This is a genomic window from Coprococcus sp. AM100_B19A (assembly GCF_027662015.1).
GTDB classification, from domain to species: domain Bacteria; phylum Bacillota; class Clostridia; order Lachnospirales; family Lachnospiraceae; genus Allocoprococcus; species Allocoprococcus comes.
Genome location: NZ_JAQDKN010000019.1, coordinates 25649 through 40452, shown reverse-complemented (window position 1 = coordinate 40452; position 14804 = coordinate 25649). Strand labels below are relative to the sequence as shown.

Below are 14804 nucleotides of genomic sequence, written 5' to 3'. Positions count from 1 at the left end.
TATTGTGAATAGCTTTCCATGCGGCTTTGGAGTATGTTGTGTGTAGCAAAAGTGAAAGGAGAAAGGTTATGGCAGAGATGAAAAATATCTGCGGAAAGATCCCGATGGACTTACATGAGAAAGTAAGAGAAGAGATTGAACTCACAGAAAGCAGCACACAAAAATTTTTACAACAGGTCATTGAAGAACATTTCAACAGAGTGGAAGGAAAAGGAGAAATAAGCATGGGAGCAGTAAGAACAGTAGCAGTACAGGTATCAGAGGAATTATTCCAGAGATTAAAAGTAGTCATCGGAAAGAAACACATGAAACAGAAAGACTTCTTAATTCAGATTATAGAAGAAGCACTGGAAAAGGTAGAGGTCGAATGGCAAAGCAAAGAGCAGCCTGAAGAATCCGAACAGACAACTGGAGAATTGGGAACAGAAGAAACTCAACCGGAAGAAAGAACTGAGCCGGAAAGGGAAAGTGAACCAGAAGAGGAAGCCGAACCGGATGGAGAAAGTGAACCGAAAGAGGAAAACAAACCAGAAGGGGAAAGTGAACCGGAAGAGGAAACTGAACCAGAAGGAGAGACTGATCCGGAAGAATCCAAAGCAGAAGAACCAACAGAATGGTAACCAATTGATACAGAATAACGAAGGGCGGTATGAGAGATCATGCCGCCTGTTTTTATCAGCAAAAAGGAGGTTGATAGCCGCAACCATTCAATTTTTTGATCTCTTTAGCGGAATCGGGGGATTTCGTGAAGGCTTAAGACGGGCAGGAAACTTTGTCTGTGTCGGACATTGCGAGGTGGATACTTATGCGGATAAGAACTACCGATTGCTGTTTGATACGGAAGGGGAGTGGTATTGTAATGACGCAAGAACAATCGAACCAGAACGAATGCCAGATTTTGATTTACTCTGTGCAGGATTTCCTTGCCAGGCATTCTCTATCGCCGGAAAGCGAGAAGGATTTGCAGATGCAAGAGGAACTCTCTTTTTTGAAATTGCCCGGATTCTTGAAGCTAAAAGACCCTCGTATTTTATCCTTGAAAATGTTCCCGGTTTGTTATCGCATGACAAAGGCCGGACGTTTTGCACCATCCTCAGTACGCTTTCTGAACTGGGGTACCATGTCGAATGGAAAGTGCTTAACAGCAAGGATTTCGGAGTCCCCCAAGCAAGAAAACGGGTGTATATTGTCGGATATTTTGATTTCCGATGTGCCGGAAAAGTATTACCTGAACCAGAAACAAATGGAGCAGCTCTTGTTCAAGTCCGGGCAGGAAGTCAGGGGAAAAGAGTCTACAGTCCCAAAGGACTAAGCTGTACCCTGACATCACAGGCAGGTGGAATGGGCGGCAAGACAGGATTATATGATGTAGGTGTTCCAATCAAAGAGAATACAAAGCTCGGCTACAAACTTGCAAGAGAAGGGGACAGCATCGATCTGGGTTATGCGAATCTCAACAGCAGGAGAGGAAGAGTCGGACACCAGATCGCACATACCCTGACAACAGGTGTTCAACAGGGAACGCTGCACTTTGTCGATCTTTCACCTCCGCCGGTGGTAACGGAAGAATGCAGAAGCCTGAATACCAGACAATGCGGTGTCCACAAATACAAAGGAGAATGTTCTGGTGTATTAGCAGAGGATGGAGCAAGAGCAGTCTTAACACCAGCAAAAGAGAATGTTCGTCAGAACGGCAGACGTATGAAAGAACCCGAAGAACCGATGTTTACAATTACTGCAACCGATCGTCATGGCATCTTGTATCACGGCAGAATAAGAAGGTTAGTTCCGAGGGAATGTCTGCGACTGCAGGGTTATTACGACTGGCAGATTGATAAGATCATAGACAGCACTTCTGACGCACAGCTTTATAAACAGGCTGGAAACGGAGTAACTGTCAATGTTATCGAGGCAATTGGCAGATTGTTACAAAAGGCAGACTCCGAACTTAACACACAGAAAGTGTCTGAGAAAGGAATCCATTAGGCATGATCGGAATAAAAGACCAATACTTTGGCACAGAAATCGAAATGACAGGGATTACCAGACAACGTGCTGCAGAAGTTGTTGCTGAAATGTTTGGAACAGAAGCATATTATGACGGCACTACTTATGGAGTCTGGTCAGTGATAGATCTGGAAGGAAAAAAGTGGAAATTTATGTCTGATGGGAGCATTTATACACAACGGAAAGTATACGGTCGAATTGTAGACGCAGGTGGAGAATATTCAACAGAAATGGTATCACCGAAATTATCCTATGATGAAATGGGAAAGTTACAGGAAGTAGTACGATGTCTGCGACAGCATGGAGGTTTTGTAAATGAGTCCTGTGGTCAGCATGTTCATGTAGATGCATCGAATCATACACCGCAGAGTCTGAAAAATGCACTGACAATTATGTATGCAAAGGAAGATATCCTGTTCAAAGCACTGAAAGTGCAGGAGAGAAGAGCAAATAGTTATTGTCAGAGGGTGCGACCGGAGGTATTGGAGAAAATCCGAAAAATACCAAATAAATCAATCACAATGGACCGAGTAAGAAATGTCTGGTATGGAGGCAGGGATGGAAGTCATACCCATTATGATCATACCCGTTATTATGCTCTGAATCTTCATGCTGTGTTTTCCAAGGGAACTTTGGAATGGCGTTGTTTTGAAAGCACACTACATGCAGGAAAGGTGAGAGCAAATATTACACTGGCATTAGCCATTTCCGCACAGGCAATCAATCAGAGATCGACACAGATGAAAAAGACACTGATATCAGAAAACCCGGCATTTACATTTCGTACATTTTTATTGAGACTTGGGTTAATTGGAGACGAATATAAAAATGTTCGAAAACATCTGCTGGCAAATCTGGATGGTGATCTTGCGTGGAGATATGATAAAAGCACGTATGAGTGTCTGAAGAAAAATCAAAGGACAGAAGGAGTCAGATAGAGGTGAGAAAAAATGAAAGATAGATATTACTTCGCTTATGGCAGCAACATGAATCTGGAGCAGATGAAGTACAGGTGTCCGGCTGCGGAAGTTGTGGAAAACGTCCGGCTTGAAAATTATCGGCTGGCATTTCGGGGAAGGGCTCCGGGCAATGGGGTAGCAACGGTTCTGCCGGAAAAAGGAAGCTATGTCGAAGGAGTCTTATGGAAAATCACAGAAGCGTGTGAGAAGAGTCTGGATTTTTATGAAGGATTCCCAAGTTTTTATGGGAAAGAATCGATTCGGGTAAAAAATCAGGATGGTGTGGAGAAAGAAGTGTTTGTATATATGATGAACGCTCCGCACAAAGATGTTCCGGCAAAGCCATCGAAATTTTATCTGGATGGAATTCTGGAAGGATGTAAGGATAACCAGATTCCAACGGAGTCTGTCATGGAAGCGGTAAAACGTACCAGACAGGAAGTAAAAAAAGAAAAAAATCGATATGCAAGATAAAACGTACCGCAGAGGAAACATCTTCTGCGGTATTTTACTGAAAAAATCTATTTATAATAGGAAGGAAAAGCACATGAAGGTTAGAAAATTAAAGACCAGAATTGCTGCTTTTGGACTGGCTGTCCTGATGGGCATCAGTACCTTGAGCAGTGCGAATGCGTTTGCGGCCGAACAGACAGGCTCGGAACAGCAGACGGAAGTACAGGCATCTGAACAGGCGGTAACAAGCCAGAAAGATACATCAGTTACAGCAGATGATATCACAAAAGCAGTTTCAGATGATACATTTGCAGTGGAAACCAGTATGGAAGGAATCCATTATGATGCAGAAAAAGAAGATGTTACGCTTGTAAGTATCAAAGATGAGAATGGTGGAGAGTATCATTCAGACAAAGCAGGAACATATATTGCCACTTATATGGTCGTTCCAAAAGATAAGAGTGACAGCTATACCATCACCCGTAAAGTGACTCTGACGGATACCGAAGGACAGGCACATTCCGAAGAAAATGGTGGAGAGAAACAGAAGTCAGATACAGAATCTGAAGATGATTCGGATTCGCCTGTGCAGAACTACACAGATGTAGAAATTGAAACATCCGAAGAAGATGCATCTGCACAGGCAATCAAAGAACTGAAAGAGGACATCGAAGAGGGAAATGTGATGGTATTGTCTGCGGCTGAAAGAGCTACAAGCAGCGGTTCCACAGTTACATTGACAAAGGGGAGAACTATTTATTATCCAAGTTATATTGGAAATTATCTTACTTGCCTGTTTACAGTCAATGGAAAAATTGCATACTGCCTTCAGTCCCAGAAAGCATCCCCACCGAGTGGAAGTTATGTAGCACAGGTACTGGACAGCAATAAAAATCTGCAGAAAGTCCTTTATTATGGTTATGGCGGGGCAGGAGATCTGACAGGAAGTTATCTGTCTGGAAAAACGGAAGATGAAAAGTATGTGTATACACACATTGCAGCCAGCTATGCTTATGCAGGAGAAGCCGGATTTACAGGGTGTAATTATAATGACCTTGTAAATGCAGGGGTTATCGCATATATCAATTATCTGTTTGGACAGGAAGAACCGCCAAAAGGTGAACTGAGCCTTTCAAGCACAAAGCTGAATGCAGTACGGGATGGAAACATCCAGAAAACACCAAATATCACACTGTCTGGAGATCACAGAAACTATGTGACACTGAGTGTACCAGAAAATGTGACAGCACATAATCTTTCCAAAGGAACAAGTGTTACAAATGGAAAAATCCAGATTTATGGTGGAGATACATTCTATCTGTCCGCAGATTTATTACTGACAGGCAGTTATGCTTCCGGCAACTTATATGGTTCTGTCGGAAAGACATGGAGAACACTGGTGTTGACAACCGGAGATTCCAAGCAGGATATCGGTGTATTTGAAAGCGAAACAGCAGCGCCGGTAAGCTTCAGTGTACAGTGGCTGAATATGACACGCATTGAACTTATGAAGAAAGATGTCAATACACAGAATCCACTGTCAGGAGCAGTTTATGGTATTTATACTGATAAGAAGTGTGAAAATCTGCTGATGACAATGTCAGCAACCGGAACAGACGGAAAAGCAGTCAGCGATTATTTTGATTCTGCACTGAAAACAGTGTACGTGAAAGAGATCACTGCTCCGACAGGATACAAACTGAATACAGAAGTATATAAAGTGGCTGTTACTGCCGGAAAGACAATGACTGTAACAGCAACAGATGAGAGAGTCACCGGAAAGGTGAAAATCGCAAAGATCGATAAAGAAACACTTGCATTTAAAGCGCAGGGGGACAGTGTTCTTCGTGGTGCTGTGTATGGTCTGTATGCAAAAGAGGACATCGTGCATCCGGATGGCACAACAGGGGTTCTGTATAAACAGGACAGCCTGATTGCACAGGGAGTCATCGGAGATGACGGAACACTGGAATTTTCAGAATTATACCTTGGAGAAATGTATGTAAAAGAGATCACTCCACCGGAAGGATATACACTGGATACTACCAAATACGAGGTATCAGTAACTTATGAAGGTCAGGATGTTGCCGAAGTGACAAGAGACCTTACGGTAAAAGAGCAGGTAAAGAAACAGGCATTCCAGTTAATCAAAATCAGTGAAGATGGAGAGCAGACAGAAACAGACCTGGTTGCAGGAGCAGGATTTAAGGTATATCTGATCAGCGACCTGACACAGGTAAAAAATGGAAAACTGAAGCCAGCCAATGGAGAAAGCTATACAGCAAGCGATTTCAAAAATTATGACTTCAGCAAAGAGCAGGTTGCAGTTACTTACGAGAATGGAACAGCCGTACCAGTACCAGAACTGATCACTGATACAAAAGGATATGCAGTCAGCCCGGAACTGCCGTATGGAAGTTATGTTGTAGTGGAAAGTACTACCCCTGAGAATTTGAAAACCATTGATCCATTTGTTGTAAATGTGGAAAATGACAGCAGAGAGCCAATGCAGTGGAGAGTATTTGATGACCGCCCGTTTGAATTTTTGCTGAAAATTGTAAAGAAGGATGCACAGACTGGAAATACTGTTTTAAAGGCTGGTGCTTCTTATAAGATTTACGATGTGACAAATAAGAAATATGTGGAACAGGTTGTTCAGTATCCGAAGAAAGAAAAGATCAGTGTATTCGAAACAAACGAGGAAGGATATCTGATCACACCGCAGGAACTGAAGTGCTCTACCTACCGAATCGAAGAAGTGAAAGCACCGGAAGGATTTGTAAGACAGGGAAGCGAGGAGTCCCTGTATGATGGAACAACGATTATTTCACCATTAGAACAGACTACAAAAGGAACATATAAAGAAAATCCACAGAGTGGTATTGTAATTACAGTATCCTCAAACACTGCACATCAGATTGATCCAGATACAGGAGCTGCGATTGTAGAGGTAGAACAGAAAAACGATGAACAGGTAGGAAGCCTGCTCCTGACGAAAAAGGGAGAACAGCTTACCGAAGTAACCGGAGATTCTGTTCTGGCAAAAGTAAAAGCACTGGTTTCAAAAGTAAGAAATGCCGTATCTGGAAAAGAAGAAACAGGTATTTATAAAGGCTTTAAATATGAAGAAACCGGAGTAGAAGGCGCTGAATTCGAAATATATGCCAAAGATACCATCTATTCACCGGACGGAGCAAAGGACGAAGCAGGAAATCCAGTTGTCCGATATGAGAAAGATGACCTGGTAGCCAAACTGACTACAGATGAAAATGGAACAGCAGTTATCAACAATCTGCCACTGGGAACGTATTATCTGAAAGAAGTTGTAGCAGGAGAGAATTTTGTCCTAAATACAGAACAGAAAGAATTTACCCTGACAGCAGAGGATGATACACAGGCAGTTGTTTATGAAGGCGTTACCTATAAAAATGAAAGACAGAAAGTTTTCGTATCAGTAGAAAAGAAAGATTCTGTCACAGGCGAAAAGCTGGAAGGTGTTATTTTTGGACTGTATGCTGCAGAAGATATTCTTTCTAATCAGGGAGAGGTTCTCGTAGAGAAAGATACCTTGCTGGAAAAGAAAGCAACGGATGCAAAGGGAACACTTACTTTCGACAGTGATCTTCCACATGGAAAATACTATGTCAAAGAGGAAGTCAGAAAAGCTGGATATCTTCCAAATGAGGAAGTATGGAATGTAGATGCAACTTACGAAAATCAGAATCTTGCAAAGATTGAACTGAACAAAGAAGTTGAGAATCAGCCGACAGAAACACGCATTACAAAAACAGATGCAACTACCGGAAATGAGCTGGAAGGAGCCAAACTGCAGGTCATTGATAAAGACGGAAATGTTGTGGAAGAATGGGTAAGCAGTAAGGAAGAACATGTCATTTACGGACTGCCGGAAGGAAGTTATACCTTACATGAGGAACTGGCTCCTTATGAAGATGGCTATGTGTCTGCCAGCGATGTGATGTTTGAAGTCAAAGAAGATGGCAGTGTGACAAAGGTTGAGATGAAAGATGAATATTCCAAAGTGGAAATTTCAAAAACAGACCTTACAACCGGAAAAGAACTGGAAGGGGCAAAGCTTCAGATTATCCGCAAAGACGGAACTGTTCTGGAAGAGTGGATTACAGATGGAAAACCACATTCCGTTGAAAAACTCCCAGTCAATGAAGAACTTACTCTGCGTGAGATCACAGCACCGGATGGTTACGAGATTGCGGAAGATGTCACATTTACATTGAAAGATACAATGGAAGTCCAGAAAGTAGAAATGAAAGATGCCAGAACACCGGAGAAAACAACAGAAAAAACAAATGCACCAAAAACAGGTGATAACCAGAAAATATGGGCGTTTGTTCTGCTTGCACTGGCATCTGCTGGAACAGCTACAGGAGTGACTGTATACCGCAGAAAGAAGTCAAAAATGACAGACAACAAAAAAGAAACAGAAGAAAAATAAAATAAGAATTACAGGATAAACCAATCTGACAGGGCAGGAGATGTGCATAAAGCAGCTTCTGCCCTGTCTGTATATAAGGAGAAGAATGATGAGACGTTTTTATACAGCAGAATCAGTAACAGAAGGACACCCAGACAAAGTATGCGATCAGATAGCAGATGCAATCTTAGATGAATGTCTGCGTTACGATCCATCTTCGAGAGTGGCGTGTGAAGTCCTTGCTACAAGAGGAAATGTGTTTGTAGCAGGAGAAATCACCAGCGGATATGAACCACCAGTGTTTGATGTGATCCGAAAAGTTTTAGAAGAGTGTGGATATTGTACAGATGGGATAGAAATGGATACGTTTGTACACCAGCAGAGTCCAGATATTGCGAAAGCAGTGAGTGTGTCGAAAGAATTTCGGGATAATATCGGCGCAAAATTAAGAGATAGAAGCAGGGGAGCTGGAGATCAGGGTGTTATGGTCGGATATGCGTGTGATGATACTCCGCAGCTTATGCCAATGCCGACTGTTCTGGCACACCGGATCACACGTGAACTTTCGGCTTGCAGAAGAAGCGGATATATCAAAGATATCTTTTCGGATGGAAAAGCACAGGTAACCGTAGAATATGAAGATGGAAAACCAGTGAGACTGGAAAGTGTTGTTGTTTCCTGCCAGCATGGTGCAGAAAAGAGCCTGAAGAAGTTAGATGCCGAGATTAGAGAGAAAGTGCTTCGCTCAGCACTCAGATTACTGCCGCCGGATGAGGATACGAAGATTCTGATTAATCCGTCAGGAAAATTTGTGTGTGGAGGGTTTGATGCAGATACCGGACTGACGGGGAGAAAGCTGATGGTGGATACTTATGGCAGTATGATTCCGCATGGCGGCGGTGCATTTTCGGGAAAGGACTGTTCGAAAGTAGACCGTTCGGCGGCTTATATGGCAAGGTATATCGCCAAAAATATAGTAGCTGCTGAGTTTGCAAGCAAGTGTCAGGTGTCTCTGGCTTATGCAATCGGAGTAGCAGAACCGGTTATGATTGAGGTAGATACCTTTGGTACAGGAAAAGTGTGTGCAGATGATTGTCTGGCGGCAGCAATCCCACTGGTGTTTGGAGTGACACCCGTTCAGATCATGGAATCCCTTCGATTGAATCGTCCGATTTTCCGGCAGACGGCAGTTTTTGGTCATTTTGGAAGAAAGGAGTTTCCTTGGGAGCGGACAGATAAGGTACTGGCTCTTCAGGATACGATTCTGTAATGCCTTGGGTAACAGAAGAAGAGATTCAGGCAGCAAAAAATATGACTGCGTATGAGTATTTGCGAACACATCAGGCACAGAGACTGCAAAAGACAAGAACCAGAAATGAATGGCAGTTGACGGACCATGACAGTTTTAAAATCAATGAATTGTCGAGTAAATGGCATTGGAAATCCAGAGATATCGGGGGAGTGTCTGCACTGCGGTTCCTGATTGAAGTGGATGGAATGAAATTTACAGATGCTGTAAAACTGCTGTGCGAAGAGAGTCCGTCTTTTATTCCGACACAGTCTGCCGAAAAGGAAAAACCACTATTTAAACTGCCGGAGAGATATTGTAATTGCAGACGAATCAGGGCTTATTTAAACCACAGAGGAATCAGCGATGAAGTGATCACATATTGTATTTCACATGAAATCCTTTATGAAAGTGTCCCGTACCATAACGCAGTTTTTGTTGGGAAAGATGAATCCAGAAAAGCAAGATATGCATTCCTGCGAGGAATCTATGAAAAAAACGGGAAGGGATTCAAGATGGAGCAGACCGGGAGTGAAAAAAAGTACAGCTTTTGCATTCCACCTGAAAGAGAAACAAAGCGAGTTGCCGTATATGAAGCGTGTATTGATGCATTGGCACACATGACACTGGAAGAAGGAAAGAGGGATAAATATCGTCTTTCCCTTGGGGGAATCGCTGCTCCGAAAGAAAACGCACTGATACAGAGTGAACGTTTTAAAAAGCCGCCGGACGCACTGGAAGAGTTTCTGAAGAACCATCCGGAAATCAAAGAAATTGAAATATGCACCGATAATGACTTTGCCGGGAGATGGGCGAAAGAACAGATGAAAAAACATTACGAGGGAACGTATCAGATTATCTGCAATCTGCCGGAAAAAGAAGGGGCAGATTATGCAGACCTTGCGAAAGAAAAAAAGCAGGCAAATAAATGCAGGGACAGACCATTGGAAAGAAGGTGATAGAGAATGGAAGAAAAAGGAACGATGCACGTACATCTGTTGACGGAGCTGACTGGAAATCTTTATTCAGAAGAATCCGAATGGGAAGAAGAGTGGTCGGAGAGTGATGAATATGGAATGCCATTAGATGGAACAGAACTTGCCGATTATGAAGAAGTCATCCGAGAAGAACTGGAACGCTATGGGGAAGATGATCTCATGCAGTATTTTGACGGAAGTGAGTCCATTCAGGAAAAGATACAAAGTGCAGTTGTTACGATAGAAAACAAAGACGGAATCCTGTACGGCTGTACCAAACTGGAATTAAATGAATTTTTAAGTCAGGAAGAACTACAGGAATTCACCGAATACATTACAGGGCAGTACAGTGACGGGTGGGGTGAAGGATTTGAACAGAGGGATATCAAGGTAGATGGTGGAACGATGAATGTGCATTTTTGGCATCCTAATATGGAACAGCCGAAAATGTATGAAAAGAAAACAGAGCAGATTCCGACAAAGCCTGAGAAACAACGTCCCAAGTTACAGCTCCTTGGACATGATGGGAATATTTTTTCCATTATGGGCGATGCCTCAACTCTTTTGAAAAAGAATAAACAGACAGCAGAAGCAAAAGAAATGCGTAAAAGGGTATTGGAAAGTGGGGACTATTACAAAGCACTTTTGATTATCAGCGAATATGTAGAAACTGAGTTGAGTCCGCCGCCCAAAGAAAATAAAAAGACAAAGAAGAAAAATCAGCCGGAACGCTGAGAAAAGAAAGGATGATGCCTATGACAAATGGCCTGAGTTTGGAAGAACTTATGAAAGAGGGAACATACCCGGAGGAATATACTGAAGGGGAAAACTGGAAAATATTACATGGAGATACATTAAAACTGGTCAAAGCATTCCAGCCGGGAATCTTTGATGCAGTTATTACCGATCCGCCGTATGCATCCGGTGGAACAAAACAGAATGAAAGAAATCGTACTACAAATCAGAAATACAGCAGTATGAGTGCTGCCAATGCACTTCCGGATTTCGATGGGGATAACAAAGACCAGAGATCTTGGACGCACTGGATGGCTGAATGGCTCTATGATGTGCGGAAAGCCTGCAAGAAAGGTGCTCCGATCTGTCTGTTCATTGACTGGCGTCAGTATCCATCGATTACCGATGCATTGCAGTGGGCAGGATGGATCTGGCGAGGAACAGCGGTGTGGGATAAGGGAAACTCCCGTCCACAGAAAGGCCGTTTCCGCCAGCAGGCTGAATATATTGTGTGGGGCAGTAACGGACCGATGCCGATCAACCGTCCGGTATCTTGTCTGCCGGGCGTCTTCCGATATGGCAATCCGCAGAACCGGATTCATGTGACAGAGAAACCGTTGCAGCTTATGAAAGATGTTATCCAGATTTGTGAACCGAGAGGGCTGATCCTGGACCCGTTTGTCGGAGCAGGAACAACTGTCCTTGCAGCGGTTATGACAGGTTATCGTGCAGTGGGAATTGAGGTAACAGATGCCTACTACAAACTGGGAAGTGACAGAGTGAAAATTGCATTAGAAGCAGAGCAGAAAGAGGATGAAAAGTAGCCGGGATGTCCAATTGGACATCTTGTTTTTTATAGAGAAAATGAGTGGCATCCAACTGGATGCAGGAAGGAGATGGAGCGTATGGAACAGGCGCTGGCTTATGTGTGCTGTTCAGCAGAAGAAAGCCGGGTAAAAGTGCAGAAATATTGCAGAAAAATCTATGAACTTGGGTATGTACCAATCTGTCCGAGATTTGTATTCTCACCATTCTTGGAAGAGTCTGATGCAGAAGATATGCAGGGATATGGAAGAATGTCCCATATCCTTTTACGGAGATGCCGGATGGTAGTCGTATGTGGGAAAGAAGTGACAGGAACAATGAATACCGAAATCAGTATGGCAGACAGACTCCATATCATTTGTACGACACTTGATGGACTGGTACAGATAAAAGAATCAAAATAAATCAGAATCGAGTCAATCCGGTGCTACAGAAACTGGCGGTACTCGTTTTGCAAGCATAGCGTTTGGATATCCAAACGCACTTTGGGGAGAACCCCAATCCCCCGGACACAGACGGAAATGGAAAGGAAGGATCAAGTCATGTTAAGAAATGGAGTAATGATTGTAATCGCATTGATGAGCGGAGGATTTATAGGAGTGATAGTGACCTGTTGCATGGTTGCAGCGAAAAAATCCGATGAGGATCTTGGCGGTATGATGAAAGAGGAAGAGAAAAAAGAAGGGACGGTGATGCAATGCGAAAACGAAACCATGTGATCCCGGTACGGCTTAATGCAAGGGAAGTCAGGGAACTGAATGAGCAGGTCGAAAGAAGCGGTCTGAGCCGGGAAGAGTTTATGCGTTCGTTGATTTTAGGAGCGCAGGTTCATGCAAAACCCTGTGAGCATCATCCCGAATTGCTCCGAAAGATTGCAGGCTTATGCAACAATGCCAATCAGCTTGCACATGTTGCCAATGCTTCTGGTATGGCAAGCGAGCAGAGTATTCAGGAAATGCTGCGGCTTACCAAAGAGACATGGCATCTGGTAAAGGAAGAGTGGTAATGACCGATGGCTTATACAAGTGTTATCCCCGTCCACCGCCTGGACCGTTCCATCGAATATGTGAAAGACAAAGAAAAAACCACACAGAAAGCAGACTCTTTGGAGGCTGCCATTGATTATGCCATGAACCGGACAAAGACGGAACAGGCGGTCTTCGAAGATACCATCGGATGTACCAATGAAAATGCGTATGCAGATATGGTGGCAACAAAAAAGAGATTCCATAAGATGGGCGGTGTGGAAGGATACCATCTGGTACAGAGTTTTGCAGAAGGTGAGGTGACACCGGAACTGGCACATCTCATCGGACAGGAACTGGCAGACCGGCTCTTAAAGGGACAGTATGAAGTCGTTATCACAACGCATCTGAATACCAGACATTATCATAACCACATTGTCTGGAACTCTGTGAGCATGGCAGACGGGCGTAAGTACCACAGCAATGCAAAGAGTTATTATACGGAGATCCGGAAGATCTCCGATGAGCTGTGCAGAAAATATGGTCTGTCTATCATTGAATCCAATCAGAAAAAATCAATCCCTTATGTACAGTGGAAAGCAGAACAGGAAGGAAAGCCGACATGGAGAACGGCGATCCGTTTGGATATCAGGGAATCGGTACAGGAAAGCTACTCCTGGTCACAATTCCTAAAAGAGATGGAAAAGCGGGGTTATACATGGAAACTGAACAGGAAATACATTTCTTTAAAAGCTCCGGGAATGGAGCGGTATATTCGTCTGCGTTCCCTTGGAAAAAATTATTCTGAAGAGGAAATACGTGGGCAGATACTACAGCCCAAGGTGAAACGAGTCTATCAAAAGGCAGTACAGATTCATCCCAAAAAGAAACTGACCGGGATTCAGGCACTGTATTATTCCTATTTATATCAAATGGGGGTACTGCCAAAAAGACCGAAAAGGAGTCCATACGCTGTCAGAGAGGATATCCGGAAACTGGATCAGAGGATTGAACAGATTGAGTTTTTAATGAAGCATGACATTACGACCAGAGAACAGCTTGCCACATACCGTGAGCCGTTACAAAAGCAGATTTCAGAACTGATGAAGGAACGCAGAAAGCTCTATCGGAATGACAGTGAAGACAGTGGAAAAGCACGGCTGTCTGAAATCAATGAGGAATTAAAAAATCTCGGAAAAGAAGTCCGTATGACCGTCCGGATTGAAAAGCATTCATTGGAAATCGAAGAAAGACTTCGAAAGGCAGAAGAACAAAACCAGAATGAGAAACGTGTGGAACACAAAGAAAAAGAGAGTCAGGAGGTGAGATAAGTATGAATTACGGAGCAGAACCGGCAGATCAGGTGGTGCGGTACAGTCTGGAAGGAATGGAATACTCTTTGAAGATTACCGGAAATGTGGCAAAGCATGTGGCAATCTTTATTGCGGCCGCCCTGAAAGATCAGAAAAAGACAAGAGGGAAAACAAGGCTTACCAGAATGTTAAAGGAACAGCGCCCGATGAAATTTTTTACCGTTCCGGGTGACCGCTTAAAAGAATTTGCGAAAGAAGCCAAAGCGAGAGGTATCTTATATGTTGTCATCAAAGATAAGGTGAATCCGGATCAGACAGAGGTCATGGTATTTGCAGATGATGCAGCAAAGATGAACCGGGTATTAGACCGGATGAATCTGGATTTTGTAAAAGCAGAATCAGGCTCTATGGTTACAGAAGCAGTGGAAAAAGAGAATGCACCGGAAAAGGCAGAGAACCAGATGGAAAAAGAAACCGGGGAGAATGTACGGACAGAGACTGTTGTCCTGCCGGAAGGCAAGATAGAATTTGAACTGGATGATGCGGAAGAAATGTTCCAGATCGGGGATGAGGCTTTCCCGGAAGGAAATTTTACACATGCGCAGGAGGGGAAAGCAAAGAATCCGTCCGAACCTTTCTCGCGCAACAAAAATATTTCTTCCGGTCGGGAAACTAGCTGGGAAGAAAAGAATGAAAAACCATCTGTGCGGAAAGAACTCGGAGATATCCGTAAGGAACAGGAAGAGAAACGTAAGAGGCCGGACAGACGGAAAAATGCCAGAGAGAGCAGGAAGAAACGTAAGAATATGAAAACGAAAGGCAGGTAATGTAT

General features: G+C 43.4%; 14 protein-coding genes. All 14 read left to right on the top strand.

Annotated elements, in window-relative coordinates; all coding sequences use genetic code 11:
* Positions 1-68 precede the first annotated feature (68 nt).
* The 14 genes from PGQ33_RS14870 (at position 69) to PGQ33_RS14805 (ending at position 14799) form a co-directional block, all read left to right on the top strand.
* Positions 69-620: a hypothetical protein gene (locus PGQ33_RS14870; RefSeq protein ID WP_007884604.1), complete on the top strand. Its 552-nt coding sequence runs from the start codon at positions 69-71 to the stop codon at positions 618-620.
* Positions 621-690: 70 nt separating this feature from the next.
* Positions 691-1986, top strand: coding sequence for a DNA (cytosine-5-)-methyltransferase (gene dcm, locus PGQ33_RS14865; protein ID WP_055247004.1), 1296 nt, complete (start codon positions 691-693; stop codon positions 1984-1986).
* Between the two features lie 2 nt (positions 1987-1988).
* Positions 1989-2945 carry an amidoligase family protein gene (locus tag PGQ33_RS14860; RefSeq protein ID WP_006426990.1) on the top strand — a complete coding sequence of 319 codons (957 nt, stop codon included), beginning with the start codon at positions 1989-1991 and terminating at the stop codon, positions 2943-2945.
* 12 nt (positions 2946-2957) lie between these two features.
* The gene (locus PGQ33_RS14855; protein ID WP_006426989.1) at positions 2958-3440 is read left to right on the top strand and encodes a gamma-glutamylcyclotransferase family protein; all 483 of its coding nucleotides are present in this window, start codon (positions 2958-2960) and stop codon (positions 3438-3440) included.
* A gap of 73 nt (positions 3441-3513) precedes the next feature.
* Complete coding sequence (locus tag PGQ33_RS14850) at positions 3514-7890, top strand: SpaA isopeptide-forming pilin-related protein (RefSeq protein WP_055247154.1); 4377 nt, start codon at positions 3514-3516, stop codon at positions 7888-7890.
* Positions 7891-7978: 88 nt separating this feature from the next.
* Positions 7979-9139 (top strand): methionine adenosyltransferase, encoded by a 1161-nt coding sequence (gene metK, locus PGQ33_RS14845; RefSeq protein WP_171027942.1) that lies wholly within the window; start codon positions 7979-7981, stop codon positions 9137-9139.
* A complete protein-coding gene (locus tag PGQ33_RS14840; protein ID WP_117980789.1) occupies positions 9139-10116 on the top strand; it encodes a DUF3991 and TOPRIM domain-containing protein in 978 nt (325 codons plus the stop codon). Before metK ends, PGQ33_RS14840 begins: the two co-directional genes overlap by 1 nt.
* A gap of 6 nt (positions 10117-10122) precedes the next feature.
* The gene (locus PGQ33_RS14835; RefSeq protein WP_007884619.1) at positions 10123-10869 is read left to right on the top strand and encodes a hypothetical protein; all 747 of its coding nucleotides are present in this window, start codon (positions 10123-10125) and stop codon (positions 10867-10869) included.
* A 20-nt stretch (positions 10870-10889) separates the two neighbouring features.
* Positions 10890-11693, top strand: a complete 804-nt coding sequence (locus PGQ33_RS14830; protein ID WP_226793175.1) for a DNA-methyltransferase — start codon at positions 10890-10892, stop codon at positions 11691-11693.
* 81 nt (positions 11694-11774) lie between these two features.
* The gene (locus PGQ33_RS14825) at positions 11775-12098 is read left to right on the top strand and encodes a DUF7768 domain-containing protein (RefSeq protein WP_015513330.1); all 324 of its coding nucleotides are present in this window, start codon (positions 11775-11777) and stop codon (positions 12096-12098) included.
* Between the two features lie 138 nt (positions 12099-12236).
* Complete coding sequence (locus PGQ33_RS14820) at positions 12237-12413, top strand: DUF3789 domain-containing protein (RefSeq protein WP_015513331.1); 177 nt, start codon at positions 12237-12239, stop codon at positions 12411-12413.
* Positions 12392-12700: a plasmid mobilization protein gene (locus tag PGQ33_RS14815; RefSeq protein ID WP_015513332.1), complete on the top strand. Its 309-nt coding sequence runs from the start codon at positions 12392-12394 to the stop codon at positions 12698-12700. The genes PGQ33_RS14820 and PGQ33_RS14815 overlap by 22 nt, the downstream gene beginning before the upstream one ends.
* A gap of 6 nt (positions 12701-12706) precedes the next feature.
* Complete coding sequence (locus tag PGQ33_RS14810) at positions 12707-13990, top strand: relaxase/mobilization nuclease domain-containing protein (protein WP_110102386.1); 1284 nt, start codon at positions 12707-12709, stop codon at positions 13988-13990.
* A gap of 2 nt (positions 13991-13992) precedes the next feature.
* On the top strand, positions 13993-14799 hold the full coding sequence (locus tag PGQ33_RS14805) for a PcfB family protein (protein WP_004614511.1): 807 nt from the start codon (positions 13993-13995) through the stop codon (positions 14797-14799).
* Positions 14800-14804 lie beyond the last annotated feature (5 nt).

Coding starts and splice junctions, on each gene's coding strand:
- PGQ33_RS14870 (WP_007884604.1), top strand. CDS start 69: ATGGCAGAGATGAAAAATATCTGCGGAAAGATCCCGATGGACTTACAT.
- PGQ33_RS14855 (WP_006426989.1), top strand. CDS start 2,958: ATGAAAGATAGATATTACTTCGCTTATGGCAGCAACATGAATCTGGAG.
- PGQ33_RS14840 (WP_117980789.1), top strand. CDS start 9,139: ATGCCTTGGGTAACAGAAGAAGAGATTCAGGCAGCAAAAAATATGACT.
- PGQ33_RS14815 (WP_015513332.1), top strand. CDS start 12,392: ATGCGAAAACGAAACCATGTGATCCCGGTACGGCTTAATGCAAGGGAA.
- PGQ33_RS14820 (WP_015513331.1), top strand. CDS start 12,237: ATGTTAAGAAATGGAGTAATGATTGTAATCGCATTGATGAGCGGAGGA.
- metK (WP_171027942.1), top strand. CDS start 7,979: ATGAGACGTTTTTATACAGCAGAATCAGTAACAGAAGGACACCCAGAC.
- PGQ33_RS14860 (WP_006426990.1), top strand. CDS start 1,989: ATGATCGGAATAAAAGACCAATACTTTGGCACAGAAATCGAAATGACA.
- PGQ33_RS14810 (WP_110102386.1), top strand. CDS start 12,707: ATGGCTTATACAAGTGTTATCCCCGTCCACCGCCTGGACCGTTCCATC.
- PGQ33_RS14835 (WP_007884619.1), top strand. CDS start 10,123: ATGGAAGAAAAAGGAACGATGCACGTACATCTGTTGACGGAGCTGACT.
- PGQ33_RS14805 (WP_004614511.1), top strand. CDS start 13,993: ATGAATTACGGAGCAGAACCGGCAGATCAGGTGGTGCGGTACAGTCTG.
- PGQ33_RS14850 (WP_055247154.1), top strand. CDS start 3,514: ATGAAGGTTAGAAAATTAAAGACCAGAATTGCTGCTTTTGGACTGGCT.
- PGQ33_RS14830 (WP_226793175.1), top strand. CDS start 10,890: ATGACAAATGGCCTGAGTTTGGAAGAACTTATGAAAGAGGGAACATAC.
- PGQ33_RS14825 (WP_015513330.1), top strand. CDS start 11,775: ATGGAACAGGCGCTGGCTTATGTGTGCTGTTCAGCAGAAGAAAGCCGG.